Genomic DNA, 25,222 nt, shown 5'->3' on the forward strand with positions numbered 1-25,222 from the left:
GGTGTGTGTACGCTCCGTGATCAGGGGCCCGTTTCCGGCTTCTCGCGACCGTGGGCGCAGCCCCTGGGTCCCGAGTCGGGATCAGCCGCCCGGAGAACGGAAGCACTGCCCGGTACGGGTTCCGGGGTGTGGCTTCGTGGGGCTCCGGGGTGCGCTTTGTCCCCTGGCGCGAGCCCCCCGCCCGTTCGGTGGCGCGGGGGAGGATGTCCGGAAGTGGCCAGCCGAGTCCTCGGAGGACCGGGTTCGGGAGTCGGCCGCCACCGACCTCATGTGCACCGTGTGTAGTCAACGGAGAACTCCGCGTCCGCCACGCTGTAGCAGACCCCGACCGGCGGGGCACCGTCCACTTCGTCGACGTAACCGTTCTCGCGCACGACGAGGAGCCCGGTGTCCGGCGCTCCGCCGAACCCCACGGAGAAGCGGACACCGGCCTCGTCGGCCTCCTCCACGGGGAAGTGACTGGGGGAGTGGTCCCCCTCCTCCGTGAGGACGGTGAACTGTTCCTTGGCGAACCCGTACTCGTACGAGGGATCCGGGTCGCCGTGGAACTCCCCCTGGAAGACCAGGGTCCCGTCCGGGGACCGTTCCGGGGCGAAGACGCTGATGGTGGCGCCGTCGCGGCCGGGGGCGCCCATGGTGAACTCGGCCCGTGCCTCCCGCGCCTGGGAGCCGTCTCCTCGTCTCTCGGTCCCCACCTCGTTGCGTCGTCCCGCGTTGACCGCCGTCTCGGTGGCCTCGGGAGGCGGCCAGCGCCCGGTCCGGGCCGTCACGTCGCCCTGTCGGGCATCACCCTCGTTCACGCCGGACATCCCGATCCGGTCGGGGGACTCTCCGGTGCCGCCGTGCCGTACGCCCACGACCGTGCCCGCCGTGACGACGGTGGCCACCGCCAGGACGGCCGCTCCTCGCCGAAGGAGACGCCGGTGCCGGGAGGCTCCGCTGACTGCGGCCGAGGACCACTCCTCGCGCACGATGCGGGTGGCCACGACACCGGTGTCCGGCACTCCGCGGCCGTTCCCCAGGACACCGAGGATCTCGTGCGGGGCGGGCCGGTACCCCGGGAGGGGGCTCAGGGACGCGTGCACCAGCGAGACCAGTTCCCGGGGCACGCCGTCCAGGTCGGCCTCACCTCGCATCACGCGGCGGACGACGGCCGCGGGGTCCCCCCGCCCGAAGGGGTTGCGCCCGGTCGCGCCGTAGGCGGTCAGCTGTCCCCAGGAGAACACGTCCGAGGCGGCCGTCGCGGGGGCTCCTCGAAAGCGTTCCGGGGCGATCCAGCCCGGGGTGCCCATCACACCGCCGGTGTGCGCGGTGCCGTCCAGCGTCCCGGCGATGCCGAAGTCCAGGACCCTCGGGCCGTCGGGGGAGAGGATCACGTTGCTCGGTTTGAGGTCGCGGTGGATGACCCCGGCAGCGTGGATGTCGGCCAGGGCCGCCGCCATCCCCGCCGCGAGTCCGGTCAGGGTGCCACCGCGCAGCGGGCCGCCCCTCTCCACCTGATCCTTGAGCGTGGGCCCGTCCACGTAAGCGGTGGCGAGCCAGGGCACCTCCGCATGGGGTGCGGCTCCCGCGAAGCGAGGGACGAACGGGCTGCGTACCCGGCTCAGGGCGTCGACCTCCCTGGCGAACCGGGAACGGAACTCGGGTTCGTCCGCCAGTTCGGGGTGCACGGCCTTGACCGCGACGGGAGGGCCGATCCAGGGGCGCGCGAGGTAGACGGTGCCCATCCCCCCGGCGCCCAGCCGCCCGACCAGTCGGTGCGGTCCCAGCCGGGCCGGGTCGTGGGCGCTGAGAGGGCGCACGACCGGGACCGTGCCGCGCCTACCCATGCCGCTCCTCCCGTTCGGGGAGACGGTGGTGGGACCAGGGCACCTGGCTGGCGCCGACGATCCGGTTCCGGGCCGGATCGGTCGAGGTCCGCGCGGACGGCTCGGAGGGCAGGAGGCCGTCGGAGTGGGGAGCGGGTGTCACTGTGTCGAAACCTCGGGGGTAGGGGTCCGAAAGCGAGCCTCATTCTCCCAGTGACCGGTCGGTCACACGCGAGGGGCTCCAGCACGGTTGACGCGCCGGAGCCCCGAAAAGTTCGGCCCTCCACGGCGGGAGGGCGGTGGCCCCCGGGGCGTCGTTTCCTCCGGACGGCGCCCCGGGACCGCGAAGACTAGGCGGGCAGGCCGAGCTCGCGGGCGATCAGCATCTTCTGCACCTCGCTGGTGCCCTCACCGATCTCCAGGATCTTGGCGTCCCGGTAGAAGCGGCCCACGGCGTAGTCGTTCATGAAGCCGTAGCCGCCGAACACCTGCGTGGCGTCGCGGGCGTTGTCCATCGCCGCGTTGGAGGCGATCAGTTTGGCGATGGCCGCCTCCTTCTTGAACGGCTCACCGGCCAGCATCCGGGAGGCCGCGTCGTAGTAGGCCAGGCGGGCGCCGTACGCGCGGGCCTCCATCTCGGCGATCTTGAACTGGATCGCCTGGTAGCGGCCGATGCTGTTCCCGAAGGCCTGCCGCTGGTGGGCGTAGCGCACGCTCTCGTCCACACAGCCCTGCGCCAGCCCCACCGAGAGCGCCGCGATCGCGATGCGGCCCTCGTCCAGGATGCGCAGGAACTGGGCGTAGCCCCGGCCGCGCTCACCGACCAGGTTGGCCTCGGGCACCCGGCAGTCCTCGAAGACCAGCTCGTTGGTGTCCGAGGCGTTCCAGCCGACCTTGGAGTACTTCTGGCCGACGGAGAAGCCGGGCGTGCCGCTGGGAACGAGGATCGACGAGATCTCCGGGCGCCCGTCCTCACGCCTGCCGGTCACGGCGGTCACGGTGACCAGGGCGGTGATGTCGGTACCCGAGTTGGTGATGAACGACTTGGTCCCGTTGATCACCCACTGGCCGTCCTCCAGCCGTGCGGTGGTCCTCGTCGCTCCGGCGTCGGAACCACCGTCGGGCTCGGTCAGTCCGAAGGCGCCGAGGGCCTCGCCCGAGGTCAGCCTGGGCAGGTAGGTCTTCTTCTGCTCCTCGGTGCCGAAGCGGTGGATCGGCATCGCGCCCAGGGACACACCGGCCTCGAGGGTGATGGCCACGGAGGAGTCCACCCGCGCCAGCTCCTCCAGGGCCAGACACAGGGCGAAGTAGTCGCCGCCCATGCCGCCGTGCTCCTCGGGGAACGGCAGCCCGAACAGGCCCATCTGACCCATCTTGGCGACGATGTCGTACGGGAAGGCGCCCCGCTCGTAGAAGTCGCCGATCACCGGCGCGACCTCGGTCTGGGCGAAGGTCTCCACGGCGGCCCGGAGGTCGGCGTGCTCGGTCGAGAGTTCGTGGCGGTTCATCGCTGCTCCTGGGAAAGGGTGGCGGCCGGGTCCTCGGCCGACGCGGAGAGGGGTTCGACGGTGACCAGGACCGCGTCCATGGGCACCGACACCCCGGGGCGGACCGCCACGGTGGCGACGGTCCCGTCAACGGGTGAGGGCACGGAGTGCTCCATCTTCATCGCCTCGACCACGGCGAGGGTGGTCCCGGCGCAGACCTCCTGGCCCACCGTGACCGGGACGTCGAGCACGGTGCCCGGCATGGGGCTGCGCACGGTGCCGTCGGCGGCGGCGTCGTCCTCGCGCAGGGCGGCGGCCACCGGTTCCTCGTGCAGGCTCCACGCCGCGCCGCCGAGCCCCAGCCAGCGGTGGTCCGTTCCGGGCTCGTCGGCACGGGCGTAGGTGAGGGTGCCGCTGGAGTCGGTGACGGTGAGCCGGGTCCCGTCGGCGGAGCGGTGGCCCCTGAGGGCGACGGGGGCGTGGTCCTCCAGCTGGACCAGGTAGTGCCCGGCCGCCCCGTCGCGCCGCACCCGCACCACGGCGGCCCCGTGCCCGGGCGCGCGCAGCCGCCACGGGGTCCAGGCGGGACCGCCCATGCGCCAGCCGTCCGGGACGGCGAAGCGGTCGGGGTCCGGCGGGCCCTCCAGGTCCAGTTGGTGGTCCAGGGCGGCCGCCGCGTACACGGCGGGAAGCAGGTCGGGGGCGCCCTCGGGCGGGTCGGTGGCGATGAGGTCGGTGCTCAGGTCCGCGGCGACCACGCGGGGGTGGCGCAGCAGCCGTCGCAGGTAGGCGGTGTTGGTCACGCAGCCGAGGAGCGTGTGGGCGGCCAGCGCGGTGTCCATCCGCCGCAGGGCCTCGGCGCGGTCCGCGCCCCAGGTGATGACCTTGGCCAGCATGGGGTCGAAGTCCGAGGTCACCGCCCCGCCCTGGGCGATCCCCGAGTCCACTCGCACGTGGGGCCCGGAGGGCTCCTCCAGGAGGAGGATCGGCCCGCCTGAGGGCAGGAAGCCCCGGTCGGCGTCCTCGGCGTACACGCGGGACTCGATCGCGTGCCCGATCCAGGAGACGTCCTCCTGGGCGAAGGGCAGCGCGTCCCCGTAGGCGACGCGGACCTGGAGCTCCACCAGATCGACGCCGCGTTCACCGCGCAGGGCCACGACCTCCTCGGTGACCGGGTGCTCGACCTGGAGGCGCGTGTTCATCTCCAGGAACGAGTAGGACAGTTCGCCGCCGGGGCCGGTCTCGGCGATGAACTCCACCGTGCCCGCGCCCACGTAGCCGCAGGAGCGGGCGGCGGCCACCGCGGCCTCGCCCATGGCGGCGCGTTGGGCTTCGCTGAGCAGCGGGGAGGGGGCCTCCTCCACCACCTTCTGGTGGCGGCGCTGGAGGCTGCACTCGCGTTCGCCCAGGTGGAGGACGTTGCCGTGGCCGTCGGCCAGGACCTGCACCTCGATGTGGCGCGGCCGCTGGACCAGCTTCTCCACCAGCAGGGTCGAGTCGCCGAAGGAGGCCAGCGCCTCGCGGCGGGCGGCGGCGGCGTCGGCGACCAGGGTGTCGGGCGAGCGCACCTCCCGCATGCCCTTGCCGCCGCCCCCGGCGGAGGGCTTGATCAGCAGCGGGTAGCCGGTCTCCTCGGCGGCGCGCAGCAGGGCGTCGTCGTCCATCGGCTGACCGGGCTTCTCGGTGAATCCGCCCAGTACCGGCACGCCGGCGGCGGCCACGGTGTCCTTGGCGCGGATCTTGTCGCCCATGGCCTCGATCGCCGAGGCGGGCGGGCCCACGAAGACCAGCCCGGCGTCCACGCAGGCGCGGGCGAACCCGGCGTTCTCGGACAGGAAACCGTACCCGGGGTGCACCCCGGTGGCCCCGCAGTCCAGGGCCAGGGCGACGATTCCGTCGGCGTCCAGGTAGTGGTCGACCCGCAGCGCCACGTCGGCGGCGAGGGTGTGCGGCGCCCCGGAGTCGGCGTCGGTGTACACGGCGGCCGGGCTGACGCCCATGCGGCGCAGGGTGCGGATGACGCGCAGCGCGATCTCGCCCCGGTTGGCGACCAGGACGCGCGTGACACTCCCGCGCGACGCGGCGGTCTGTGGTGTGGTGGTCAAGGGTTCCTCACATCCGGAAGACGCCGTAGCCGACCGGCTCCAGGGGCGCGTGGCGGGCGGCGGACAGGGCCATGGCGAGCACGTCGCGGGTGTCGGCGGGGTCGATGACCCCGTCGTCCCACAGGCGCGCGGTGGAGTAGTACGGGCTGCCCTGCTCCTCGTACTGGTCGCGGATGGGCGCCTTGAAGGCCTCCTCGTCCTCGGCCGACCACTCCTCGCCGCGCGCCGTCATCTGGTCGCGGCGAACGGTGGACAGCACGGAGGCGGCCTGTTCCCCGCCCATCACGGAGATGCGGGCGTTGGGCCACATCCACAGGAAGCGGGGCGAGTACGCGCGACCGCACATGGAGTAGTTGCCCGCGCCGAAGGACCCGCCGATCACCACGGTGAACTTGGGGACGCGGGCGCAGGCCACGGCGGTGACCATCTTGGCGCCGTGCTTGGCGATGCCGCCCGCCTCGTAGTCGCGGCCGACCATGAACCCGGAGATGTTCTGGAGGAAGACCAGCGGGATGGAACGCCGGTCGCACAGCTCGATGAAGTGCGCGCCCTTGAGAGCGGACTCGGCGAACAGGATGCCGTTGTTGGCGACGATCCCCACCGGGTGCCCGTTGACGTGCGCGAACCCGGTGACCAGGGTGGTGCCGTACTCGGACTTGAACTCGGTGAACTCGCTGCCGTCCACGACGCGGCCGATGACCTCGCGCACGTCGTAGGGGGTGCGGGTGTCGGCGGGGACCACACCGTAGAGCTCCTCGGGGTCCAGCGCCGGAGGGCGGGGCTCGCGGGTCTCCCAGGCCGGGGGGTCCAGCGGGCCCAGGGTGTCGACGATCCGCCGCACCTTGGTGAGGGCGTCGGCGTCGTCGTCGGCGAGGTGGTCGGTGACCCCGGAGACCCGCGAGTGCAGGTCGCCGCCGCCCAGCTCCTCGGCGGTGACGACCTCGCCGGTGGCCGCCTTCACCAGGGGCGGGCCACCGAGGAAGATGGTGCCCTGCTCGCGGACGATCACCGCCTCGTCGCTCATCGCCGGGACGTACGCGCCGCCCGCCGTGCACGAGCCCAGGACCGCCGCGATCTGCGGGATGCCCGCCCGGGACATGGTGGCCTGGTTGTAGAAGATGCGGCCGAAGTGCTCGCGGTCGGGGAAGACGTCGTCCTGCATGGGCAGGAACGCGCCACCGGAGTCGGCCAGGTACACGCAGGGGAGGCGGTTGTGCAGCGCCACCTCCTGGGCGCGCAGGTGCTTCTTGACCGTCATCGGGTAGTAGCTGCCGCCCTTGACGGTGGCGTCGTTGGCCACCACCACGGTGGCCCGCCCGGCCACGCGGCCGATCCCGGCGATCATCCCGGCCCCGGGGGCGTCCTGGCCGTCCCTTCCGTAGAGGCCGTGGGCGGCCAGCGGTGCGATCTCCAGGAAGGGGGAACCCGGGTCGAGGAGGAGGTCGACCCGGTCGCGGGGGAGGAGCTTGCCGCGTTCGACGTGGCGCGCTCTGGTCTTCTCGGGGCCGCCGAGGGCCGCGGTCGCGATCCGCTCCCGCAGCTCCAGCGAGAGCGCGCGGTTCGCGGCGTCGTTGGCGGCGAACGCGGGACCGGCGGTGTCTACCGCCGAACCGAGCACAGGTGCCCTGCTCATGGTGTCCTCTCGTGGAGGGATGTTAATGCTCACTAACAGAGGTGATGTTAGTAACTACTAACATGGGTGTCCAGGGTCCGGGTGGCGCGGACCACGCGGACGGGCGGCGAGAGGCGGACGGATGGCGACGGCACCCCAGGGTCAGCGGCCCACGGGCGAGCGGAGAACGGCGATCCTGGGGGCGGCGGCCCGGCTCTTCGCCGCGCACGGCTACCGGGGCGTGACCATCGACGACCTCGGGCGCGCCGTGGGCACCACGGGGCCCGCCCTCTACCGGCACTTCCCCGGCAAGGAGGCGCTGCTCGGCGAGGTCCTCGTGGACATCAGCGAACGCCTCGCCAGCCGGGGACGCGAGCTCGTCACCGGCGCGGACGGCCCCGAGGAGGCCCTGGAGGCCCTGCTGCGCGGACACATCGAGTTCTCCCTCGGGGAACCCGACCTCATCACCGTGCACGACCGCGAACTGGTCAACCTCACCGACGACGACCGCCGCCGGGTCCGCCGCCTCCAGCGCGGCTACGTGGAGGAGTGGGTGACCGTCCTCGCCGAACTCCGCCCCGGGTCCCCGCGCGCCGACCTGCGAGCCTCGGTGCACGCCGCGTTCGGTCTGCTCAACTCCACCCCGCACAGCCGGGGCCCGCTGTCCCGGGGCGCGATGTCCGCCCTGCTGCTGAGGATGGGGTCCGCCGCCCTGCTCGCCGAGGACACCGCGCCAAAGCCGAGTTGATATCCGCAGGTACTTGGCTTGACCCTCACGTGGGTAGGCCCGCGCACGAGTCTCCCGGACCCGACATCCGGGACGCGCGCGTCCACTTCCACAAGGGGGATCGTTCATGGTCGACAAGCGACCGGAGTCCGAGCGCACCACCACCAACGCGGGAATCCCCGCACCCAGCGACGAACACTCACTGACCGTGGGCAGCGACGGCCCCATCGTCCTCCACGACGCCTACCTCGTCGAGAAGATGGCCCACTTCAACCGTGAGCGAGTGCCCGAACGGGTGGTGCACGCCAAGGGCAGCGGCGCCTACGGCACGTTCCAGGTGACCAACGACGTCAGCGAGTACACCCGTGCCGACCTCTTCCAGCCGGGGCGCCGGACCCCGATGCTCGCCCGCTTCTCCACGGTGGCAGGGGAGATGGGCAGCCCCGACACCTGGCGCGACCCGCGCGGGTTCGCGCTCAAGTTCTACACGCGCGAGGGCAACTTCGACATGGTCGGCAACAACACGCCGGTCTTCTTCGTGCGGGACCCCCAGAAGTTCCAGGACTTCATCCGCTCCCAGAAGCGCGACCCCCGCACGGGCCTGCGCGACAACACCATGCAGTGGGACTTCTGGTCGCTGTCGCCGGAGACCTCGCACCAGGTGACCTGGCTGATGGGCGACCGGGGCGTCCCGAGGACCTGGCGCAACATGGACGGGTTCAGCTCGCACACCTACCAGTGGATCAACGCCAAGGGGCAGCGGTTCTGGGTCAAGTACCACTTCCGCACCGACCAGGGCAACGACTTCCTCACCCAGGAGGAGTCGGACCGCATGGCCGGTGAGGACGCCGACCACCACCGCCGCGACCTGTTCGAGGCGATCGAACGCGGCGACCACCCGTCGTGGACGCTGAGCATGCAGATCATGCCCATCGACGAGGCGGCGGGCTACCGGTACAACCCCTTCGACCTCACCAAGGTCTGGCCCAAGGGTGACTACCCGCTGATCGAGGTCGGGCGGATGACCCTGGACCGCAACCCGGACAACCACTTCATCCACATCGAACAGGCCGCCTTCGAACCGTCCAACATGGTGCCGGGCACCGGCGCCTCACCGGACAAGATGCTGCTGGGCCGCATGTTCTCCTACCCCGACACCCACCGCTACCGGATCGGGGTCAACTACGACGAGCTCCCGCCCAACCGTCCCCACGCGCCGGTGCGCTCCTACGGCAAGGACGGGGCGATGCGCCACTACGCCCCGGACACCGGGCAGGTCTACCACCCCAACTCCTACGGCGGTCCCGACGCCGCCCGCCAGGAGGGCGTGGAGGAGGCCGGGTGGAAGGTGGAGGCCTCCGAACTCCTGCGGGAGGCCTACCGGCTGCGCGAGGACGACGACAACGTCTCCCAGCCGCGCGCGCTGATCCGCCACGTCATGGACGACGCCGCCCGTGACCGACTGGTCTCCAACATCGTGGGCCACGTGAGCGCGGTCACCGACGAGGGGATCCTCCAGCGCGCCCTGAAGTACTGGAGCGACATCGATCCCGGGATCGGCGCCCGTGTGGCCGAGGGGGTCAACCGGAGCTGAACCCTCGGGTCCCGGACGGCAGTCGGAAGGGGGCGGGTGGCCACGATCACCCGCCCCCTCACGTTGGATCCGGTCCTACCTGAGGCCGACGCCGCCCACGGCGTCCTCCACCGGCTGGGCAACGTCACCGGTGGCCGGGGCCTCGGCCGGGAGCTGGCCGGTGACCTCGTCGGTGGCGACCGGGGCCTCCTCCGCGCTGACGGGAAGGTTCTCGGCGGCGACCGGAAGCTCGAGTGCGGCCAGGGCCGCGGTCGGGTCCTCCAGCTCCATGAGTGCCTGGAGCGACTTCAGGGAGTCGGCGTCGCCGAGCAGAGCGACGGCCTCCTCGTTGGCCAGGATCTCCTGGACCTGGGGGTTCGCGAGCAGGGCCTCGGCCTCGGGCGAGAGGTTCTCGGCGGAGCCGGTGGCCTCCTCCGCGGGCTGGGCGACCTCACCTGCAGGCTGGGCGACCTCACCCACCGGCTGGGCGACCTCGTCCTTCGGGTCGGCCTGGGCCGCTCCGACGCCGGCGAAGGTCATTCCCCCGGCCAGTACAGCGGCGGTGGTGATCCTGGTGAAGGCACGCATTGAGTTCTTGCCCCTCTCTGTGACACGGGTCAGCACGTTCCGTAAGTGCATGACCACACATAGTTATCCAGTCTCGGGTGTGGGACACCAATGGCGGGTCTGGCCGCCGTGAAGTCCCCGTATGTCTTTCGGGCCGTGTGCCAATGGCGGACAAAGTCCCCGGAACGGCTCGTGTGGGAGTGAGGGGAATCCGCCCCTGCGCCCGTACATTCGGCAGCGGTGAAGTGGGTACGCCCGCGATCGACGGCCCACAGACGCGTCAGGCGTCCCGCCCCCGACCCGAAGAAGGAGCGGTGTACCTATGTCTCGGCCTCGAATCGTGGTGGTCGGCTCGGGTTTCGGTGGATTCCACACCATCCGTCACCTGGAGCGGCACATTCCCGCAGGAGCGGCGGACATCGCGCTCGTGGCACCACACGACTACATGCTCTACAGCCCGCTGCTGCCGCAGGTGGCCTCCGGCCTGCTCACCCCGCAGTCGGTCGTCATGTCGGTGCACCGGCTCACCAAGCAGACCCGGCTCGTCCCCGGCCACGCCGTCGGGGTGGACACTCGCCACCGCACGGTGGTGGTGCGCAGGCCCACCGGTGAACTCGCACCCTGCCGTTACGACCGGCTCGTCCTCGCCCCGGGCTCCATGACCCGGGAGTTCGACATCCCAGGGCTCACCGAGCACGCCTACGGCGCCAAGACCCTCGCTGAGGCGGTGCTGCTGCGGGACCACGTCCTCTCCCAGCTGGAGCTGGCCAACGACTCGCGCGACCCGGTCGAACGGGAGGAGCGCTGCCGGTTCGTCGTGGTCGGCGGCGGCTACACCGGGGTGGAGACCGCGGCCTCGCTCATGCGACTCTGCCAGGAGGCCGCCCAGCGCTACCCAGAACTCCGCTCGGTCATCCGCTGGCACCTCGTCGACATCGCCCCGAAGGTCCTTCCCCAGCTCGGCGACCGGCTCGGCCGCAAGGCCGTCGACCTGCTCCGCAACCTCGGGATCGAGGTGAAGATGAAGGTCAGCGTCCGCGAGGTGACCGCCGACAAGGTGGTGCTCACCGACGGCAGGGCGCTCCCTTGCCGCACCCTGATCTGGACGGCGGGCATCACGCCCAGCCCGCTGATGGAGACCCTCGGCAAGCCGACCCAGGCCGGGCGCCTGGAGGTCGGCACCGACCTGGCCGTGCCAGGGCAGCCCGACGTGTTCGCGATCGGTGACGCCGCCGCGGTGCCCAACCTCTCGCACACCGACAGCGCCTACTGCCCGCCCACCGCCCAGTACGCCAGCCGGCAGGCCTCCACGGCCGCCGAGAACGTGGTGAACTCGGTGCTCGGGCGGCCGCTGAAGGAGTTCCGCCACCACGACATGGGCCTGGTCGTGGACCTGAGCGGGCGCGACGCGCTGGCCCGGATCATGCAGTTCGACCTCAGCGGCCTGCCCGCGCTGGCGGCCACGCGCGGCTACCACGTGGCCTCGGTCCCGTCCGGGACCGCACGGGCCCGGATCGTCGCGAACTGGGGCATCCGCGCCTTCCTCGGCAGTGAGGTGTCCCGGATGGGGTTCGCCGACGACGGCCGACCGTCGTCGTTCGTGGCCAACGAGGCCGTCGACTACCTGGACTCGGGAACGTCCCGATCCGAGGGCGCCCGCCTGCTCGACAACGAACGGGAACGCTACGGCGAGGACTGATCCGCGTCGCCCCCGTCGGGGGAGGGGGCGCGGGTCCGGCGCCAACGGCGGACGACCACGAGGGCGGTGGCGCCCGCGAGGACCACGACCGCCAGGATGACGGGCCAGGCCCCCGTTCCCGACACCAGTGACTCCGCGTACCGGCGGCTGGTCGATGTCGGATCGGACAGGACCGCCGCGACGAAGACGGCGGACAGGGCGGTGGTGGCCACGGCCACCACCGTCCCGCGTGTCCCGGTCAGTCCCATGCGGCGGCGCAGGACCCCGCCGGCCTCGACGATCCGGGTGACGCGGAGCAGGCGCAGGGTTCCGGCCGTGCGCAGCAGGCGCAGGACCTGGGCGGGTCCGAGCGCGAAGACCACGGCGGGCAGCGTCACCGCCGCCACGAACGTGCTCCACTTGTGGGTGCGCAGCCAGCCGAGCTTGTTCTCGGCCAGCGCGATGAGCAGGATCCACTCGGCCCACAGGACCAGCCCGGCCAGCCAGTTGACCCGGTGCCCGAGCTCGGCCCACCGGCCCTCGCCCCACATGCCGAGGAAGACCGCCGGGACGGAGACCACCGCGCAGACCAGGACCGGCAGCGCAAGGCGGCGTTCCAGCGCTTGGGCGAGCCCGTTCTCCTCGGCGGCCCGGTGGTCGGCGTCGGCTCCGTCGGAGGTCTGTTCAGGGGGGTCTTCGGGGGACATACCGGTACGTTAGCCCTGGTGCGGGGCAGGGGACGGCGGATGGCCGGGTCCGGTCGCGGCCGGCCCGGCGGTCAGGAGCGGACCAGGCGGGCGATGGCGTCGGAGGCCTCACGGACCTTCTCGTCGGCCTCGTCGCCGCCGTTGGCCACGGCGTGCGCCACGCAGTGCTTGAGGTGCTCGTCCAGCATGGACAGGGCGAAGGAGCGCAGCGCCTTGTTGACCGCGGAGGTCTGGGTGAGGATGTCGATGCAGTACTGGTCGTCCTCGACCATCCGCTGGAGACCCCGGATCTGACCCTCGATACGGCGGAGCCGGTTGATGTGGCTCTGCTTGTCGTCGCTGTAACCGTGGTTCGCCGCCATGCCACCGTCTCCGTGTTGTTCCTGCTCAGCTGCCATAACAATACCCCCTGAAGGTATTCAAGCGGGGAGCTTCGCGGTCTATTCCGCCCTTCCGGCCGTCGACCGGCGAACCATTTGTCACCAACCAGGCCGTACGAGAAGTTTCCCAGACCGCCGGGGTCGGCCGCCCCGCCGTCAGCGGCCGTCGAGGGTTCGTCCTGGTTGGCGGTGCCCTGTCGCGAGTGGGGATGCGGGCCGCCGGGAGCGAGGAACGGGCCGGAGCGCCCTAGCGCCCTGACGCGGTGGCGCGGCCAGCCACACCCTACGCGTCCTCCGTCCGAGCCGCCCGCCAGGCGCCGGCCACCCGGGCGGATCCGCGGTACGAGCGGCCGATGCTGCCCGGGGCGGCACCGGTCCCGCGGCGGTCGGTGGTCGGTGGCCCGGCGGCGGCGCCCCGATCCCGGCCCTCGTGGTCGCGCGTAAACGTTCGGTCTGACCTGGGCAATCCCGGGACCGGGCCCCTTGCCCCGGTCCCGGCGCCGCGCGGACCATGACGGTATGAGCGACAACCCCGAGCAGGACATCATGACGACCATCCGCGGCCTGATGGACGAGGAGCACGCGCTCCGCTCCACCCAGGGAGGACTCGACCCGGAGGAACGGAGCCGGATGAAGGAGGTCCAGGAGTCCCTCGACCAGTGCTGGGACCTCCTCCGTCAGCGCCGGGCCCGCAGTGAGTACGACCAGGACCCCGAGGAGGCCCGCGTCCGGCCCGTCTCCGAGGTGGAGAACTACCGGCAGTAGCCGATCAGGGGCACGAAACCAGCGGCCCTCCACCGGCGTCACAGAAGAGTCGGTGCCGGTCCACGCACCCGGACCGGCACCGCCCCTGTCCGGCGCGCACGGAGGAATCCCTTGTTCGCTTCCCTCACCGGCCTCGGCCTCGCCTCGGCCGCCGGTCTCAACGCCTACGTCCCCCTGTTGGTGATCGGCCTGCTGGCCCGCTACACCGAGATCATCCCGCTCACCCCCGCCTGGGCCTGGCTTGAGCACCCCGCCACGCTCGTGAGTCTCGGCGTGCTGCTCGTCGTCGAGTTCGTGGCCGACAAGGTGCCCGCCCTCGACAGCGTCAACGACGTGGTGCAGACCGTCATCCGGCCAACCTCGGGCGGGATCACCTTCGGCGCCGGTGCCTCGGCGGTCCAGCTCTCCGAGATCACCGAGATCTCCGGCGAGGCCTCGGGCATGGCGACCACCGCTGGCGGCGTCGCCTGGGGAGCGGTGATCGCCGGGGTCGTCATCGCCCTGCTCTTCCACCTGGCCAAGGCGCTGGCCCGCCCGGTGGTCAACACCCTCACGCTCGGCCTGGGCGCCCCGGTGGTCTCCTTCCTGGAAGACGTCGCCAGCTTCCTCACCTCGCTGATGGCGGTGCTGCTGCCCGTGCTCATCATGGTCGTGTTCCCGCTGATGGTGGTGCTCGGGGTGTGGGCGGCGCGCAAGGGCCGCAGGGCGCGGGAACAACGCCGGGCCGAACGCGCGGCGCCACGGCACGGGACCGGGCCAGGGGCCCGCCCCCGGCCCGGGTACGGGGACCAGTACCGGCAGTGACCCCGTTCTGGCCAGCGCCGACGCGGTCGGGGTGGCGGAAAACGCATATCGGGGACGGTCCGGGGAGTCGTAAAGTGCTCCCAATGGCTGAGATGACTTCCGCGAATCCGAACACCCACCACATCGTCTGGGACTGGAACGGCACCCTCCTGGACGACAACCACGCCAACCTGGCGGCCGTCAACGCGGTGTGCGCCCAGTTCGGCCGTGAGCCGGTCGAGATGGACCACTGGCGCACCGTCTTCCGCCGCCCCCTCATCCCCTGCTACGAGGAACTCCTCGGACGGAGCCTCTCCGCCACGGAGTGGGAGCGCATCGAGAAGCTCTACGACAGCAGCTACCTGGAGTACCTGCACACCTGCGAGCTGGCCGCGGGCGTCCCCGACGTCCTCCACCAGTGGGCAGGGACCGGCCGGACCCAGTCCCTGCTGTCCATGGCCACCCACGACCACCTCGTGCCGCTCATCACCGAACGCGGGTTGAACGACCACTTCACGCGGGTCGACGGGCGCAAGTTCGACACCGAGCACGACTCCAAGGCCGAACACCTCGTCCACCACCTGGAGCAGCAGGGCCTGGACCCCGCGCGCGTCGTGCTCATCGGCGACATCGACGACGACGCCCGCGCGGCCCGTGAGGCCGGGGCCCAGACCGTCCTGGTCGCCAGCGGACTCATGGCCCGCGAGCGCCTGGAGGCCACGGGCGCCCTCGTCGTGGACACCCCGACGGACGCCGTCGCGGCCGTGCGCCGACTCGGCTGAACCCGACCCCCGACGCGGTCAACGTGGCCCGCCCACCCAACGAACACACTTCGGGGGTGGGCGGGCCACGCTCGTGCTCCCCTGCGATGACCTGCGTACTTCGTGCCCGCCCCGCGCAGCCGTTAGGACGGACCGGCCCGTGGCGCCGATGATGGTGTGCTGTTAGATGTGTCTCACAGCAACACACAGCGACGCGATTGGGAAGGCCTGCAATGACGGAGAGCAGCGTGCCCCGTGTGCTCTGGGAGCCCGGTGAGGACCGGATCGAGTCCTCCAACATCGTCGCGTTCGCCCGGTGGGCCGAGCGCGGACAGGGCGTCAGGGCCTTCGGTGAGGGCGACTCCACCGCCGCCTCGGACTTCGACTACGACGCCCTGTGGCGCTGGTCGGTCACCGACGTCGACGGGTTCTGGGCTTCCGTCTGGGAGTACTTCGGCGTCCGCTCCGCCACCCCGTACGAGCGGGTCCTGGCCGACCGGAGCATGCCCGGCGCCCAGTGGTTCCCCGGCGCCACGCCCAACTACGCCGAGCACGTCTTCGAGGGACGCGACCCCGGTGAGGTCGCCGTCCGCCACGCCACCGAGCTCCGCGCGCTGGACTCCTGGACCTGGGGCGAGCTGCGCGAGCGCACCGCCGCGATCGCCGCCGGGCTCCGTGAACTCGGGGTGGGCAGGGGCGACCGGGTGGCCGCCTACCTGCCCAACCTGCCCGAGACCGCCGCCGCGTTCTACGCCGTGGCCTCCCTCGGCGCGATCTGGTCCTCCTGCTCGCCCGACTTCGGCGTGCGCAGCGTGATCGACCGCTTCGCCCAGATCGAACCCAAGGTCCTGCTCGCCGTCGACGGCTACCGGTACGCGGGCAAGGACTTCGACCGGCGCCCGGTGGTGGAGGAGCTGCGCGACGCGCTGCCCACGGTCGAGCACACCGTCCTCCTCGACTACCTGACCCCCGGGGCCGCCCTCGACGGCACCCTGCCCTGGGACCGGCTGACCGAGAGCGGCGCGGGCGCTGAGCTCACCTTCACCCCCGTCCCGTTCGACCACCCCCTGTGGGTCCTGTACTCCTCGGGGACCACCGGCCTGCCCAAGGCGATCGTCCAGGGCCACGGCGGCATCCTCCTGGAACAGCTCAAGAACCTGAACCTGCACCTGGACGCCCAGTCACACGACCGGGTCCTGTGGTTCACCACCACCGGCTGGATGATGTGGAACTTCCTGGTCAGCGTGCTCCTGACCAGGGCCTCCATCGTGCTCTACGACGGCAGCCCCGCCCACCCGGCACCGTCCACGGACGACGCCCGGGAGCGGACCGCGGGCCCCGCCTCTCCCGACCTGGGCTCCCTGTGGGACCTGGCCGCCGAAGCGGGGGTGACGGTCTTCGGTACCAGCGCGGGCTACCTGTCCTCCTGCATGAAGGAGGGCGTGCACCCCACCCGGGGCCGCGACCTGTCCGCGCTCAAGGCGATCGGCTCCACCGGCTCCCCGCTCAGCCCCGAGGCGTTCACCTGGGTCTACGAGGAGTTCGGCGACGACCTGTGGCTCTTCTCCACCAGCGGCGGCACCGACATCTGCAGCTGCCTGGTGGGCGGGACCCCCACCCTCCCCGTGTACGAGGGCGAGATCCAGTCGCGCGGCCTGGGCATGGCCGTGGCCTCCTGGGACCCGGACGGCAACGAACTCGTCGGCGAGGTCGGGGAGCTCGTGGTCACCGAACCAGCCCCGTCCATGCCGGTGTTCCTCTGGGGCGACACCGACGGCGAGAGGCTCAGGGACAGCTACTTCTCCGTCTACCCGGGCATCTGGCGGCACGGTGACTGGATCGAGATCACCGACCGGGGCACAGCGATCATCTACGGACGCTCGGACTCCACCATCAACCGGGGCGGCGTCCGCATGGGCACCAGCGAGATCTACCGCGCCGTCCTGGCCCTGGACGACGTGGTGGACGCCCTGGTCGTGGACGTGCCCCGACAGGACGGGTCCTCCCGCATCGAGCTGTTCACGGTGCTGCGCGAGGGCGCGGACCTGGAGGGTGACCTGCCCAGGGAGATCGCCCGCCGGATCCGCACGGACTGCTCGCCCCGGCACGTGCCCGACCGTGTCCGCGTGATCGCGTCGGTGCCACGCACACTGTCCGGCAAGGTGCTGGAGGTGCCGGTCAAGCGCATCCTCATGGGGGAGGACCCCAGGAAGGTGGCCAGCCGGGACTCGCTGTCCAACCCGGAGGCGCTGGACCACTTCAGTGAGCTGGTCGACGACTGAGCCCGCGGGCGGCGCCCGGCGCCGCTCGGACCGGGCCCGGAGAAACACCGTCTCTCCGGGCCCGGCCAGGGGTCCGTGGCCGGGAACGGCCTTCGCTCGCCCACGGACAGAGCCGGGCGTAGCCTGACAACGTGCCACAGAACCCATCCGACCGCTCCCCGTCCGCCACCACGCCCTCCTCGGACCGGCGCCGCATCGACGGCATCGACGCCGCTCGGGCGCTCGCGGTCTTCGGGATGTTCGCCGTCCACCTCGGGGTCGTCTCCTTCGGCCTGCTGCCCGAGGAACAGGGGTGGGAGTTGCACAGCCTCGTGCGCGGCAACTCCTCGGCCCTCTTCGCCTTCCTCGCCGGGGTCTCCCTGGCCCTGATGACCGGACGCACCCGACCCGTCGGGGGCGACCCGCTGCGCCAGGCGGTCGTGCGCATCCTGGCCCGCGCCCTGCTGATCGGACTGCTCGGGTTCATCCTGGACGCGTTCGCCGTGCCGGTGGCGATCATCCTCACCTACTACGCCGGGTTCTTCGTGCTGGCCCTGCCGCTGCTGCGGGCGCGGGCGGCCCTGTTGTGGGTGTCGGCCGCCGCCCTGGCGCTGTTCGGCCCGGTGGTGTCCTTCCTGCTGCGCGCGGAGTACTTCCCAGGGGGCGTGCGCACGGGAGCGCTCACCTCGTTCACCGAGTTCCTCCTCACCGGCTACTACCCGGCTGTCACCTTCATGGCGTTCGTGATCGCGGGCATGGCGGTGGGCCGCACGGACCTCACCTCCACCGTGGTGCGGGTCCGGATGGCGGTCGGCGGCGCGGTCATGGCGGCCTCGGGCTACCTGGGCTCCTGGCTCCTGCTGTACCCGCTGGGCGGCCTTGACCGGCTGACCGAGGCGGAGAACCCCTTCCTCGACGGCCGCCCGCTGAGCTCCCTCGATCCGCAGTACGCCGAGGACCTGCGCTACGCCACGATGGACCACGCCCACAGCATCAGCGGCCAGGTGCCCACCGACTCCTGGTGGTGGCTGGCGGTGAACACCCCGCACACGGGCACCACCTTCGAGATCCTGGAGGCGGTGGGGCAGGCCCTGGTCGTGCTGGTCGTGTGCATGTTGCTCGCCGAGCGCCTGCCGCGTCCCCTGTACCCGCTGACATCCGTGGGCCGGATGCCCCTGACCGTCTACTCGGGGCACATCCTGGTCCTCGCGGTGATCGTGGCCCTGCACCCGGAGGGCTCCGCGAGCGGCCCCTGGTACCTGGAGCTGTTCATCCTCGGGGCGCTGGTCTTCGCGAGCCTGTGGCGATGGGGCGTGGGCCGGGGACCGCTGGAGACCGGCCTGGGCTCCTTCGCGGACGCCGCCGTCAGCTTCGTGGAGGGCGGCCGGTCCGACGGCGGGGGGTTCGGCGGCCAGGGCCGCGGCCCTGGAGCGGCACCGCGAGCGGACTGACGGGGCTGACCGGCGGACCGCCGCGGGCGCGGTCCCGGATCAGCGCCGGTCCTCCGGCCTGGTGATGTGGGCGGAGGTGCGGTCCTGGTGCGCCAGGGTGTCCGTGGTGGTGCGCGTGTTCTGCCGGATCAGGCGGCGGGCGTCGTCCGCGGCCGAGCGCGCCACCGCGGGGCTGGCCACGGGCCGCGCCGACAGTTCGGTGTCCTCGGGCAGGCCGATGTCCATGGGCAGTCCGGCCCGACTGATCACCCGCAGCTGCGACGACTCCTGCGACTGGGAGGGTCGGATGTCGCCGTCCGGGGTCTTCCACGCCGACAACCGGTGCGTGAACCAGGCGGCGCCCCGGTAGTCCGGGCCGCTCTCCCAGTCCACACCGTCCGGGCGGTGGGCCAGCGCGTGCTGGAGGTCGGCCAGGGTCCACCCGGCGGAGAAGAACCGGGCACTCTCGTTCCTGAGGGCGGCGAAGTCCACCCCGCGCAGGGAGGTGTCCTCCCGGCGCAGCAGCTCGCAGGCCTCGTGCACCGCGTGCGGGGTGTGCCGGGGCCGGTGCAGGGGGTCGGCCTCCGGTCTGCGCAACAGGGAGTCGTCGATGGTCACGATCACCTCGCCCCGGCGGTTGTCCCAGATGCTCACGTCCTCGCGGGCCCACCCCTGCGACTCGGCCAACGCGGTGGCCATTCTGCGCAGGTCGACCTGCCTGTCGTCACTGCTGATCCGGAACTCCGCCATGCCTCCAGGGTAGTCGCGCGCGCCGACGGGGACGGCCGGGGAAGGGCCCGGTCTCCCCGCTCAGTGGAGTGCTCCGGTCTAGACCGCGAGCCGAACGGGCCTGCCGTCGCGCACGGCCAAAACGTCGTTTTTCGGGCTTTTCGCGCCCGCGGTTGGAGAAAAGGACGACCTCAGGTGCCCTCCATCCTTGGAGCCTTCTCCAACCTTGGGGGCGCGCACCCGTCGGGGACTGACGGCGGAGCGGCCCGGGGTTATGGTGACTGCCTGACGGCGGGGGACACCCACCCCGCGTCGAGTGAGCCCACTTGACCTGACGAGCTGTAGGTGCCCGTGCCCCACACCGCATCCGTGCCCGAGGCGACGACCAACCGCGCGCTCCGGGCCTATCTGCACGGCTTCCCGGGGGTCGACGAGGTCGGCGCCCGAGCCCGCGCCCAGGACCTGTCCACCCGGTCCATCAAGACCACCGCCAAGGCCCACGCCATCGACCTGGCCGTCTCCATGGTGGACCTGACCACCCTGGAGGGCGCCGACACGCCCGGCAAGGTTCGGGCCCTGTGCGCCAAGGCCGCCCTGCCCGACCCGACCGACCGCACCGTGCCCCACGTGGGCGCCGTCTGCGTCTACCCGGACATGGTCGCCGTCGCGGTGGAGGCGCTGCGCGGCACCGGGATCGGTGTCGCCTCGGTCGCCACCGCCTTCCCCGCCGGACGCGCCCCCCTGGACGTCAAGCTGGCCGACACCCGGCGAGCGGTCGCCGACGGCGCCAGCGAGATCGACATGGTCATCGACCGCGGGGCCTTCCTCTCCGGCGACTACCTGAAGGTGCACGAGGAGATCGTCGCGGTCAAGGAGGCCTGCGGCGACGCCCACCTGAAGGTCATCCTGGAGACCGGCGAGCTGGTCACCTACGACAACGTCCGCCGCGCCTCCCACCTGGCCATGCGCGCGGGCGGGGACTTCGTCAAGACCTCCACCGGCAAGGTGTCGCCCGCCGCGACCCTCCCGGTCACGCTGGTCATGCTGGAGGCCGTGCGTGACCACCACGCCGCCACCGGCCGACGCGTCGGCGTCAAGCCCGCGGGCGGTATCCGCAACACCAAGGACGCGTTCCGCAACCTGGTCCTGGTCAACGAGACCGCCGGACCCGCGTGGCTGACCCCCGACCTGTTCCGGATCGGCGCCTCCAGCCTCCTGAACGACCTGCTCATGCAGCGCACCAGGCTGTCCACCGGCACCTACCCGGGCCCCGACTACTACACGCAGGACTGAGCCGTGATCTTCGAGTACGCGCCCGCACCGGAGTCCCGCTCCGTCGTCAGCCTGCGCGAGACCTACGACCTGTTCGTCGACGGCGAGTTCACCCCGGCCCTGAGCGGTGAGTACCTCGCCACGCTCAACCCGGCCGACGAGGAGGAGCTGGCCCGGGTGGCCGTGGCCGGGGAGGCCGACGTCGACCGCGCCGTCGCCGCCGCCCGCCGCGCCCACGACACCGTGTGGGGCCGCATGAGCGGCGCCGAACGAGGCAAGTACCTGTTCCGCATCGCCCGGATCATCCAGGAACGCTCACGCGAACTGGCCGTCCTGGAGACGATGGACAACGGCAAGCCGATCAAGGAGACCCGCGACGTCGACCTCCCGCTGGTCGCCGCGCACTTCTTCTACTACGCCGGTTGGGCCGACAAGCTCGCCCACGCCGGGCTCGGCCCCGACCCCCGCCCCCTCGGCGTGGCGGCCCAGGTCATCCCGTGGAACTTCCCGCTCCTCATGCTCGCGTGGAAGGTCGCCCCGGCTCTGGCCACCGGCAACACCGTGGTGCTCAAGCCCGCCGAGACCACCCCGCTCAGCGCGCTGGCCTTCGCGGAGATCTGCCAGGAGGCGGACCTGCCCCCGGGTGTGGTCAACATCCTGACCGGCGCCGGGGACACCGGACGGGCCCTGGTCGAGCACCCGGGCACCGACAAGGTCGCCTTCACCGGGTCGACCGAGGTCGGCCGCCGGATCGCCCGCGCCGTGGCCGGAACCGACAAGCGCGTCACCCTGGAGCTGGGTGGCAAGGGCGCCAACATCGTCTACGACGACGCCGCGATCGACCAGGCCGTGGAGGGCGTGGTCACCGGCATCTTCTTCAACCAGGGCCACGTGTGCTGCGCCGGATCGCGTCTGCTCCTCCAGGAGTCGGTCGCGGACGAGTTCCTGCCCCGCCTGAAGGAGCGCATCGCCAAACTCCGGCTCGGCGACCCGCTGGACAAGAACACCGACATCGGGGCCATCAACTCCGCCGCGCAGCTGGAGCGGGTCCGCGAGCTCACGGCCACCGCCGACGAGGAGAACGTCGAGCGCTGGTCTCCCGCCTGCGACCTGCCCGAGCGCGGCTACTGGTTCGCGCCCACCGTGCTCACCGGAGTCAGCCAGGCGCACCGGGTGGCCCGCGAGGAGATCTTCGGTCCGGTGCTGTCCGTCCTGACCTTCCGCACCCCGGAGGAGGCCGTGGCCAAGGCCAACAACACCCCCTACGGGCTTTCGGCCGGTGTGTGGACCGAGAAGGGCTCCCGCATGCTCTGGACCGCCGAGCGCCTGCGCGCCGGGGTGATCTGGTCCAACACGTTCAACAAGTTCGACCCGACCAGCCCCTTCGGCGGCTACAAGGAGTCGGGATACGGCCGCGAGGGCGGCCGCCACGGTTTGGAGGCCTACCTTGGCTGAGCGTCGCGGCAAGAAGAAGAGCACCGGCGGCGGGTCGCAGACCCCCGTCCCGGCCCGGCTCGCGGTCCGCAAGACCTACAAGCTCTACCTGGGCGGGGCCTTCCCCCGCTCGGAGTCCGGCAGGAGTTACCCCGTGACCTCAGCCGACGGCACCCACCTGGCCAACGCCTCCCTGGCCTCCCGCAAGGACGCGCGCGACGCCGTCGTCGCGGCCCGCAAGGCCTTCGGCGGCTGGTCCGGGCGCACCGCGTACAACCGGGGCCAGATCCTGTACCGGGTCGCCGAGGTCATGGAGGGGCGCCGTGAGCAGTTCGTCGCGCGCCTCGTGGAGGCGAGCGGCGTGACCCGGGCCGACGCCGACCGCGCCGTGTCCGCCGCCGTTGACCGCTGGGTCTACTACGCGGGCTGGACCGACAAGTTCGCCCAGGTGCTCGGCGGTGCCAACCCCGTCTCCGGGCCCTTCTACAACCACTCCGCGCCCGAACCCACCGGTGTGGTCGCGGTGTTCGCGCCCCAGGACGCCCCGCTGCTCGGGCTGACCTCGGTGATCGCCCCGGTGATCGCCACCGGCAACACCGCCGTGGTGGTCACCTCCGAGGCCGCGCCGCTGGCCGGGATCGAGCTGGCCGAGGTACTGGCCACCTCGGACCTGCCCGGGGGCGTGGTCAACCTGCTCACCGGGAAGGCGGGGGAGATCGGCCCGCACCTGGCCTCGCACGCCGACGTCAACGCCCTGGACCTCGCCGGGGCCGGGGAGCACGCGGTGGAGTTCGAGCGGGCCGCGGCGACCACCCTCACCCGGGTGCTGCGCCCCGGACCGGAGGCCGTCGGCGGGGAGGACGCCTGGCTCGGCGCCGACCCCGGGACCTCCCGATTGACACCTTTCCTGGAGACCAAGACGGTCTGGCATCCGGTCGGGGTGTAAGACTGACGGTCCGGCCCGCCCCCACCTTCCGGGGGCGGGAACGGCCCGACAGCCGAGTGGAGGAACGGTGTCAGCGAACACCCCCGAGCAGGCCGAGCCCCGAACCACCGAGTCACGCGCGCCCGAACCGGTGCGCGTCCCCGGGCTGCGCCTCGTGCGCCTGGACCGCACCACCCCCGAGGTGGCCCTGCTGCGCGAGGTCCTGCCCCGCCAGCGGGTCGCCCCCGACCAGCGCCGTTTCATCGACGAGGCGGTGCACACCCTGCCCCGCGCCGACGACGACCCCGCGCGCCACCCCTTCGCGGTCGTCCTCAACGACGGGCCCCTGACCGACCGGAGCGCCGTCCTGGAGGCCTGTGTCGGCTTCGGCGTCGTGGACCGGGTCGGACAGCTCCGCGCACTGGTCGACGACCCGGAGGCCGCCGTGCAGCTGCGCGCCTTCTACATCGCCCTCGAACACCAGGGGAAGGGCATCGGCCGCGCCGCCTGCTCCGCCCCGCTGCTCGACCTCCTGGTGGCGGCGATCGCCCCCGGGGCCACACAGATCGTGCTGTGCGTCAACGACGGCAACGACATGGGTGAACGCACCTACCGTTCGGCCGGGTTCACCCCCAACGGCCGCCGCCACGACGCGGGCGAGCACGGCATGCAGAGCGTGCTGACCCGGCCGGTCGAGACCGGGTCCCACCCCGTACCGCAGCTACCGGAACAGCGATGACGCGCTGGCGGGGGTCGCGTAGGAGGGCGGCGGGGCGCTGGGACACCTCCCAGGTCCGCCTGGTGCGGCTGGACTCGGGGACGGCCGAGGCAGCCCTGCTCCGGGGCGCCGCTCTCGAACACGACCTGCCGCCGGAGCAGCTGCGCTTCACCGGGCTGCCAGCACGGACCCTGCCCGACGCCGACGGCGACCCCGAACGCTTCCCGTACGCGATCGTCGCCCTGGAGGGGTCGCTGACCGGCCCCGACGGGGCGCGGGCCGCCTGCGCGGGGTTCGGTGTGCTGGACCGGCTCCTGCGGTCGGAGCTGGTCGACGCGCCGGAGCGGGCGGTACTGCTGCGCGCCTACTACGTCACGCCACAATGGCAGGGCCGGGGCGTCGGCCGGGCCTCGTGCTCCGCACCCCTGCTGGACGGACTGGCCCACGAGGTCGCTCCGCGCGCCGAGGAGATCGTGCTCTGCGTCAACCGGGCCAACCAACCGGCGCAACGCGTCTACAAGGCTTCCGGCTTCGAATTCACCGGCACGGTCGTCCCAGGAAGCGCGGGCCCCCAGGAAGTGATGTCCCGCCCCCTGGAGACCGGAACCCACCCCGCACCGCACCAGCGGTACCGACGAACGGAGAAACCCCAGTGACTCGCACACCCCAGGCCGCCGCCGAGGAGGCCGCGACCGAGCTGCGTTCACGCACCGGTGTGGACAGCTACGACGTGGCCCTGGTGATGGGGTCCGGCTGGGCGCCCGCCGCCGACCTGCTCGGCGACTCCAAGCACGAGTTCGCCACCTCCGAGCTGCCCGGGTTCCTGCCCCCGGCTGTGGAGGGGCACAGCGGCACCCTGCGGAGCATCGTGGACGGCGACCGCCACGTGCTCGCCTTCCTCGGCCGCACCCACCTGTACGAGGGCCACGGCACCGACGCGGTCGTGCACAACGTCCGGACCGCCGTCGCGGCCGGCGCGCGGACCATCGTGCTCACCAACGCGGCGGGCGGCATCAACACCGACTACGCCGTGGGCTCCCCGGTCCTCATCGCCGACCACCTGAACATGACCGCGCGCTCCCCGCTGACCGGCGCGACCTTCGTGGACCTCACCGAGACCTACACCCCGGAGCTGCGCGCCCTGGCCCGCGAGGTCGACCCCGACCTTCCCGAGGGCGTGTACGCGGCCATGCCCGGCCCGCATTTCGAGACCCCCGCCGAGATCCGCATGCTCCGCGCCATGGGAGCCGACCTGGTCGGCATGTCCACGGTCCTGGAGGCCATCGCCGCCCGGGAGGCCGGGGCCCGTGTGCTGGGCCTGTCCCTGGTCACCAACATCGCCGCCGGTCTGGAGGGAGCCAACCTCGACCACGAGGACGTCCTCGCCACCGGTCGCGACTCCGCCGCGACCGTCGGCCGCCTGCTCGCGGACATCGTCAAGAGGTTCTAGGCAGGTCCGCGCCTCGCCTCGGCCCGGTGCCCCGCTACGCCTCGGCCCCG

23 protein-coding genes are annotated in these 25,222 nt (G+C 72.1%); 14 read left to right on the forward strand and 9 right to left on the reverse strand.

Going from position 1 to position 25,222, the window contains the following annotated elements:
* Window positions 1-266: 266 nt before the first annotated feature.
* From KBX21_RS14915 to KBX21_RS14935, 5 genes are all read right to left on the reverse strand, one after another.
* Complete coding sequence (locus KBX21_RS14915) at window positions 267-1,829, reverse strand: serine/threonine-protein kinase (RefSeq protein ID WP_210842267.1); 1,563 nt, start codon at window positions 1,827-1,829, stop codon at window positions 267-269.
* Window positions 1,822-1,971 (reverse strand): hypothetical protein, encoded by a 150-nt coding sequence (locus tag KBX21_RS14920; RefSeq protein WP_210842268.1) that lies wholly within the window; start codon window positions 1,969-1,971, stop codon window positions 1,822-1,824. Before KBX21_RS14920 ends, KBX21_RS14915 begins: the two co-directional genes overlap by 8 nt.
* A gap of 187 nt (window positions 1,972-2,158) precedes the next feature.
* Window positions 2,159-3,316 carry an acyl-CoA dehydrogenase family protein gene (locus tag KBX21_RS14925; RefSeq protein ID WP_210842269.1) on the reverse strand — a complete coding sequence of 386 codons (1,158 nt, stop codon included), beginning with the start codon at window positions 3,314-3,316 and terminating at the stop codon, window positions 2,159-2,161.
* On the reverse strand, window positions 3,313-5,400 hold the full coding sequence (locus tag KBX21_RS14930) for a biotin carboxylase N-terminal domain-containing protein (RefSeq protein ID WP_210842270.1): 2,088 nt from the start codon (window positions 5,398-5,400) through the stop codon (window positions 3,313-3,315). The genes KBX21_RS14925 and KBX21_RS14930 overlap by 4 nt, the downstream gene beginning before the upstream one ends.
* 7 nt (window positions 5,401-5,407) lie before the next feature.
* Window positions 5,408-7,033, reverse strand: coding sequence for a carboxyl transferase domain-containing protein (locus tag KBX21_RS14935; protein ID WP_247665771.1), 1,626 nt, complete (start codon window positions 7,031-7,033; stop codon window positions 5,408-5,410).
* A 121-nt stretch (window positions 7,034-7,154) separates the two neighbouring features.
* On the opposite strand from KBX21_RS14935, the gene KBX21_RS14940 reads away from it, so the two are divergent.
* Window positions 7,155-7,760, forward strand: a complete 606-nt coding sequence (locus KBX21_RS14940) for a TetR/AcrR family transcriptional regulator (protein WP_049567217.1) — start codon at window positions 7,155-7,157, stop codon at window positions 7,758-7,760.
* 106 nt (window positions 7,761-7,866) lie between these two features.
* Window positions 7,867-9,333 carry a catalase gene (locus KBX21_RS14945; RefSeq protein ID WP_210842271.1) on the forward strand — a complete coding sequence of 489 codons (1,467 nt, stop codon included), beginning with the start codon at window positions 7,867-7,869 and terminating at the stop codon, window positions 9,331-9,333.
* A gap of 75 nt (window positions 9,334-9,408) precedes the next feature.
* Here KBX21_RS14945 and KBX21_RS14950 read toward each other — a convergent pair whose 3' ends face one another.
* The gene (locus KBX21_RS14950; RefSeq protein WP_210842272.1) at window positions 9,409-9,900 is read right to left on the reverse strand and encodes a hypothetical protein; all 492 of its coding nucleotides are present in this window, start codon (window positions 9,898-9,900) and stop codon (window positions 9,409-9,411) included.
* A 301-nt stretch (window positions 9,901-10,201) separates the two neighbouring features.
* Here KBX21_RS14950 and KBX21_RS14955 point away from each other — a divergent pair, with 301 nt between their 5' ends.
* Window positions 10,202-11,578, forward strand: coding sequence for an NAD(P)/FAD-dependent oxidoreductase (locus KBX21_RS14955; RefSeq protein WP_210842273.1), 1,377 nt, complete (start codon window positions 10,202-10,204; stop codon window positions 11,576-11,578).
* Here KBX21_RS14955 and KBX21_RS14960 read toward each other — a convergent pair.
* Both KBX21_RS14960 and KBX21_RS14965 read right to left on the reverse strand, forming a co-directional pair.
* A complete protein-coding gene (locus tag KBX21_RS14960) occupies window positions 11,563-12,264 on the reverse strand; it encodes a metal-sensitive transcriptional repressor family protein (protein ID WP_210842274.1) in 702 nt (233 codons plus the stop codon). The genes KBX21_RS14955 and KBX21_RS14960 overlap by 16 nt on opposite strands.
* A gap of 71 nt (window positions 12,265-12,335) precedes the next feature.
* Window positions 12,336-12,626 (reverse strand): metal-sensitive transcriptional regulator, encoded by a 291-nt coding sequence (locus KBX21_RS14965; RefSeq protein WP_017546773.1) that lies wholly within the window; start codon window positions 12,624-12,626, stop codon window positions 12,336-12,338.
* A 537-nt stretch (window positions 12,627-13,163) separates the two neighbouring features.
* On the opposite strand from KBX21_RS14965, the gene KBX21_RS14970 reads away from it, so the two are divergent.
* The 5 genes from KBX21_RS14970 to KBX21_RS14990 all read left to right on the forward strand — a co-directional run bounded on the left by KBX21_RS14970 (window position 13,164) and on the right by KBX21_RS14990 (window position 18,665).
* Entirely contained in the window at window positions 13,164-13,409 is a 246-nt protein-coding gene (locus tag KBX21_RS14970; protein ID WP_049567204.1) for a DUF2630 family protein, read from the forward strand.
* Between the two features lie 111 nt (window positions 13,410-13,520).
* A complete protein-coding gene (locus KBX21_RS14975) occupies window positions 13,521-14,213 on the forward strand; it encodes a DUF4126 domain-containing protein (protein ID WP_210842275.1) in 693 nt (230 codons plus the stop codon).
* An 83-nt stretch (window positions 14,214-14,296) separates the two neighbouring features.
* Window positions 14,297-14,974, forward strand: a complete 678-nt coding sequence (locus tag KBX21_RS14980) for an HAD family hydrolase (RefSeq protein WP_210842276.1) — start codon at window positions 14,297-14,299, stop codon at window positions 14,972-14,974.
* A gap of 212 nt (window positions 14,975-15,186) precedes the next feature.
* Entirely contained in the window at window positions 15,187-17,235 is a 2,049-nt protein-coding gene (locus KBX21_RS14985; RefSeq protein WP_210842277.1) for an acetoacetate--CoA ligase, read from the forward strand.
* Between the two features lie 131 nt (window positions 17,236-17,366).
* The gene (locus KBX21_RS14990) at window positions 17,367-18,665 is read left to right on the forward strand and encodes a heparan-alpha-glucosaminide N-acetyltransferase domain-containing protein (RefSeq protein WP_049567188.1); all 1,299 of its coding nucleotides are present in this window, start codon (window positions 17,367-17,369) and stop codon (window positions 18,663-18,665) included.
* 39 nt (window positions 18,666-18,704) lie between these two features.
* On the opposite strand, the gene KBX21_RS14995 is transcribed toward KBX21_RS14990, so the two are convergent.
* Window positions 18,705-19,394 carry a hypothetical protein gene (locus tag KBX21_RS14995; RefSeq protein ID WP_049567185.1) on the reverse strand — a complete coding sequence of 230 codons (690 nt, stop codon included), beginning with the start codon at window positions 19,392-19,394 and terminating at the stop codon, window positions 18,705-18,707.
* A gap of 324 nt (window positions 19,395-19,718) precedes the next feature.
* Between KBX21_RS14995 and deoC the strand changes: the two genes are divergently transcribed.
* The 6 genes from deoC (at window position 19,719) to KBX21_RS15025 (ending at window position 25,172) form a co-directional block, all read left to right on the forward strand.
* Window positions 19,719-20,666, forward strand: coding sequence for a deoxyribose-phosphate aldolase (gene deoC, locus KBX21_RS15000; protein ID WP_049567182.1), 948 nt, complete (start codon window positions 19,719-19,721; stop codon window positions 20,664-20,666).
* A 3-nt stretch (window positions 20,667-20,669) separates the two neighbouring features.
* Window positions 20,670-22,100: an aldehyde dehydrogenase family protein gene (locus KBX21_RS15005; protein WP_210842278.1), complete on the forward strand. Its 1,431-nt coding sequence runs from the start codon at window positions 20,670-20,672 to the stop codon at window positions 22,098-22,100.
* Window positions 22,093-23,025 carry an aldehyde dehydrogenase gene (locus KBX21_RS15010; protein ID WP_210842279.1) on the forward strand — a complete coding sequence of 311 codons (933 nt, stop codon included), beginning with the start codon at window positions 22,093-22,095 and terminating at the stop codon, window positions 23,023-23,025. The genes KBX21_RS15005 and KBX21_RS15010 overlap by 8 nt, the downstream gene beginning before the upstream one ends.
* A gap of 67 nt (window positions 23,026-23,092) precedes the next feature.
* Window positions 23,093-23,743, forward strand: coding sequence for a GNAT family N-acetyltransferase (locus KBX21_RS15015; RefSeq protein WP_049567173.1), 651 nt, complete (start codon window positions 23,093-23,095; stop codon window positions 23,741-23,743).
* On the forward strand, window positions 23,740-24,378 hold the full coding sequence (locus KBX21_RS15020) for a GNAT family N-acetyltransferase (RefSeq protein ID WP_210842280.1): 639 nt from the start codon (window positions 23,740-23,742) through the stop codon (window positions 24,376-24,378). Before KBX21_RS15015 ends, KBX21_RS15020 begins: the two co-directional genes overlap by 4 nt.
* Entirely contained in the window at window positions 24,375-25,172 is a 798-nt protein-coding gene (locus tag KBX21_RS15025; RefSeq protein ID WP_049567167.1) for a purine-nucleoside phosphorylase, read from the forward strand. The genes KBX21_RS15020 and KBX21_RS15025 overlap by 4 nt, the downstream gene beginning before the upstream one ends.
* Window positions 25,173-25,222: the final 50 nt, after the last annotated feature.

The sequence above is a fragment of the Nocardiopsis sp. B62 genome (genome assembly GCF_018070675.1).
Lineage (GTDB): Bacteria > Actinomycetota > Actinomycetes > Streptosporangiales > Streptosporangiaceae > Nocardiopsis > Nocardiopsis prasina.

What these genes read in the sequence shown, in the direction of transcription:
- KBX21_RS14985 (WP_210842277.1), top strand. Translation starts at nt 15,187, where the DNA reads ATGACGGAGAGCAGCGTGCCCCGTGTGCTCTGGGAGCCCGGTGAGGAC.
- KBX21_RS14945 (WP_210842271.1), top strand. Translation starts at nt 7,867, where the DNA reads ATGGTCGACAAGCGACCGGAGTCCGAGCGCACCACCACCAACGCGGGA.
- KBX21_RS14925 (WP_210842269.1), bottom strand. Translation starts at nt 3,316, where the DNA reads ATGAACCGCCACGAACTCTCGACCGAGCACGCCGACCTCCGGGCCGCC.
- KBX21_RS14970 (WP_049567204.1), top strand. Translation starts at nt 13,164, where the DNA reads ATGAGCGACAACCCCGAGCAGGACATCATGACGACCATCCGCGGCCTG.
- KBX21_RS14950 (WP_210842272.1), bottom strand. Translation starts at nt 9,900, where the DNA reads ATGCGTGCCTTCACCAGGATCACCACCGCCGCTGTACTGGCCGGGGGA.
- KBX21_RS14940 (WP_049567217.1), top strand. Translation starts at nt 7,155, where the DNA reads ATGGCGACGGCACCCCAGGGTCAGCGGCCCACGGGCGAGCGGAGAACG.
- KBX21_RS14995 (WP_049567185.1), bottom strand. Translation starts at nt 19,394, where the DNA reads ATGGCGGAGTTCCGGATCAGCAGTGACGACAGGCAGGTCGACCTGCGC.
- KBX21_RS14960 (WP_210842274.1), bottom strand. Translation starts at nt 12,264, where the DNA reads ATGTCCCCCGAAGACCCCCCTGAACAGACCTCCGACGGAGCCGACGCC.
- KBX21_RS14955 (WP_210842273.1), top strand. Translation starts at nt 10,202, where the DNA reads ATGTCTCGGCCTCGAATCGTGGTGGTCGGCTCGGGTTTCGGTGGATTC.
- KBX21_RS15020 (WP_210842280.1), top strand. Translation starts at nt 23,740, where the DNA reads ATGACGCGCTGGCGGGGGTCGCGTAGGAGGGCGGCGGGGCGCTGGGAC.
- KBX21_RS14915 (WP_210842267.1), bottom strand. Translation starts at nt 1,829, where the DNA reads ATGGGTAGGCGCGGCACGGTCCCGGTCGTGCGCCCTCTCAGCGCCCAC.
- KBX21_RS14965 (WP_017546773.1), bottom strand. Translation starts at nt 12,626, where the DNA reads ATGGCGGCGAACCACGGTTACAGCGACGACAAGCAGAGCCACATCAAC.
- KBX21_RS14980 (WP_210842276.1), top strand. Translation starts at nt 14,297, where the DNA reads ATGGCTGAGATGACTTCCGCGAATCCGAACACCCACCACATCGTCTGG.
- KBX21_RS14935 (WP_247665771.1), bottom strand. Translation starts at nt 7,033, where the DNA reads ATGAGCAGGGCACCTGTGCTCGGTTCGGCGGTAGACACCGCCGGTCCC.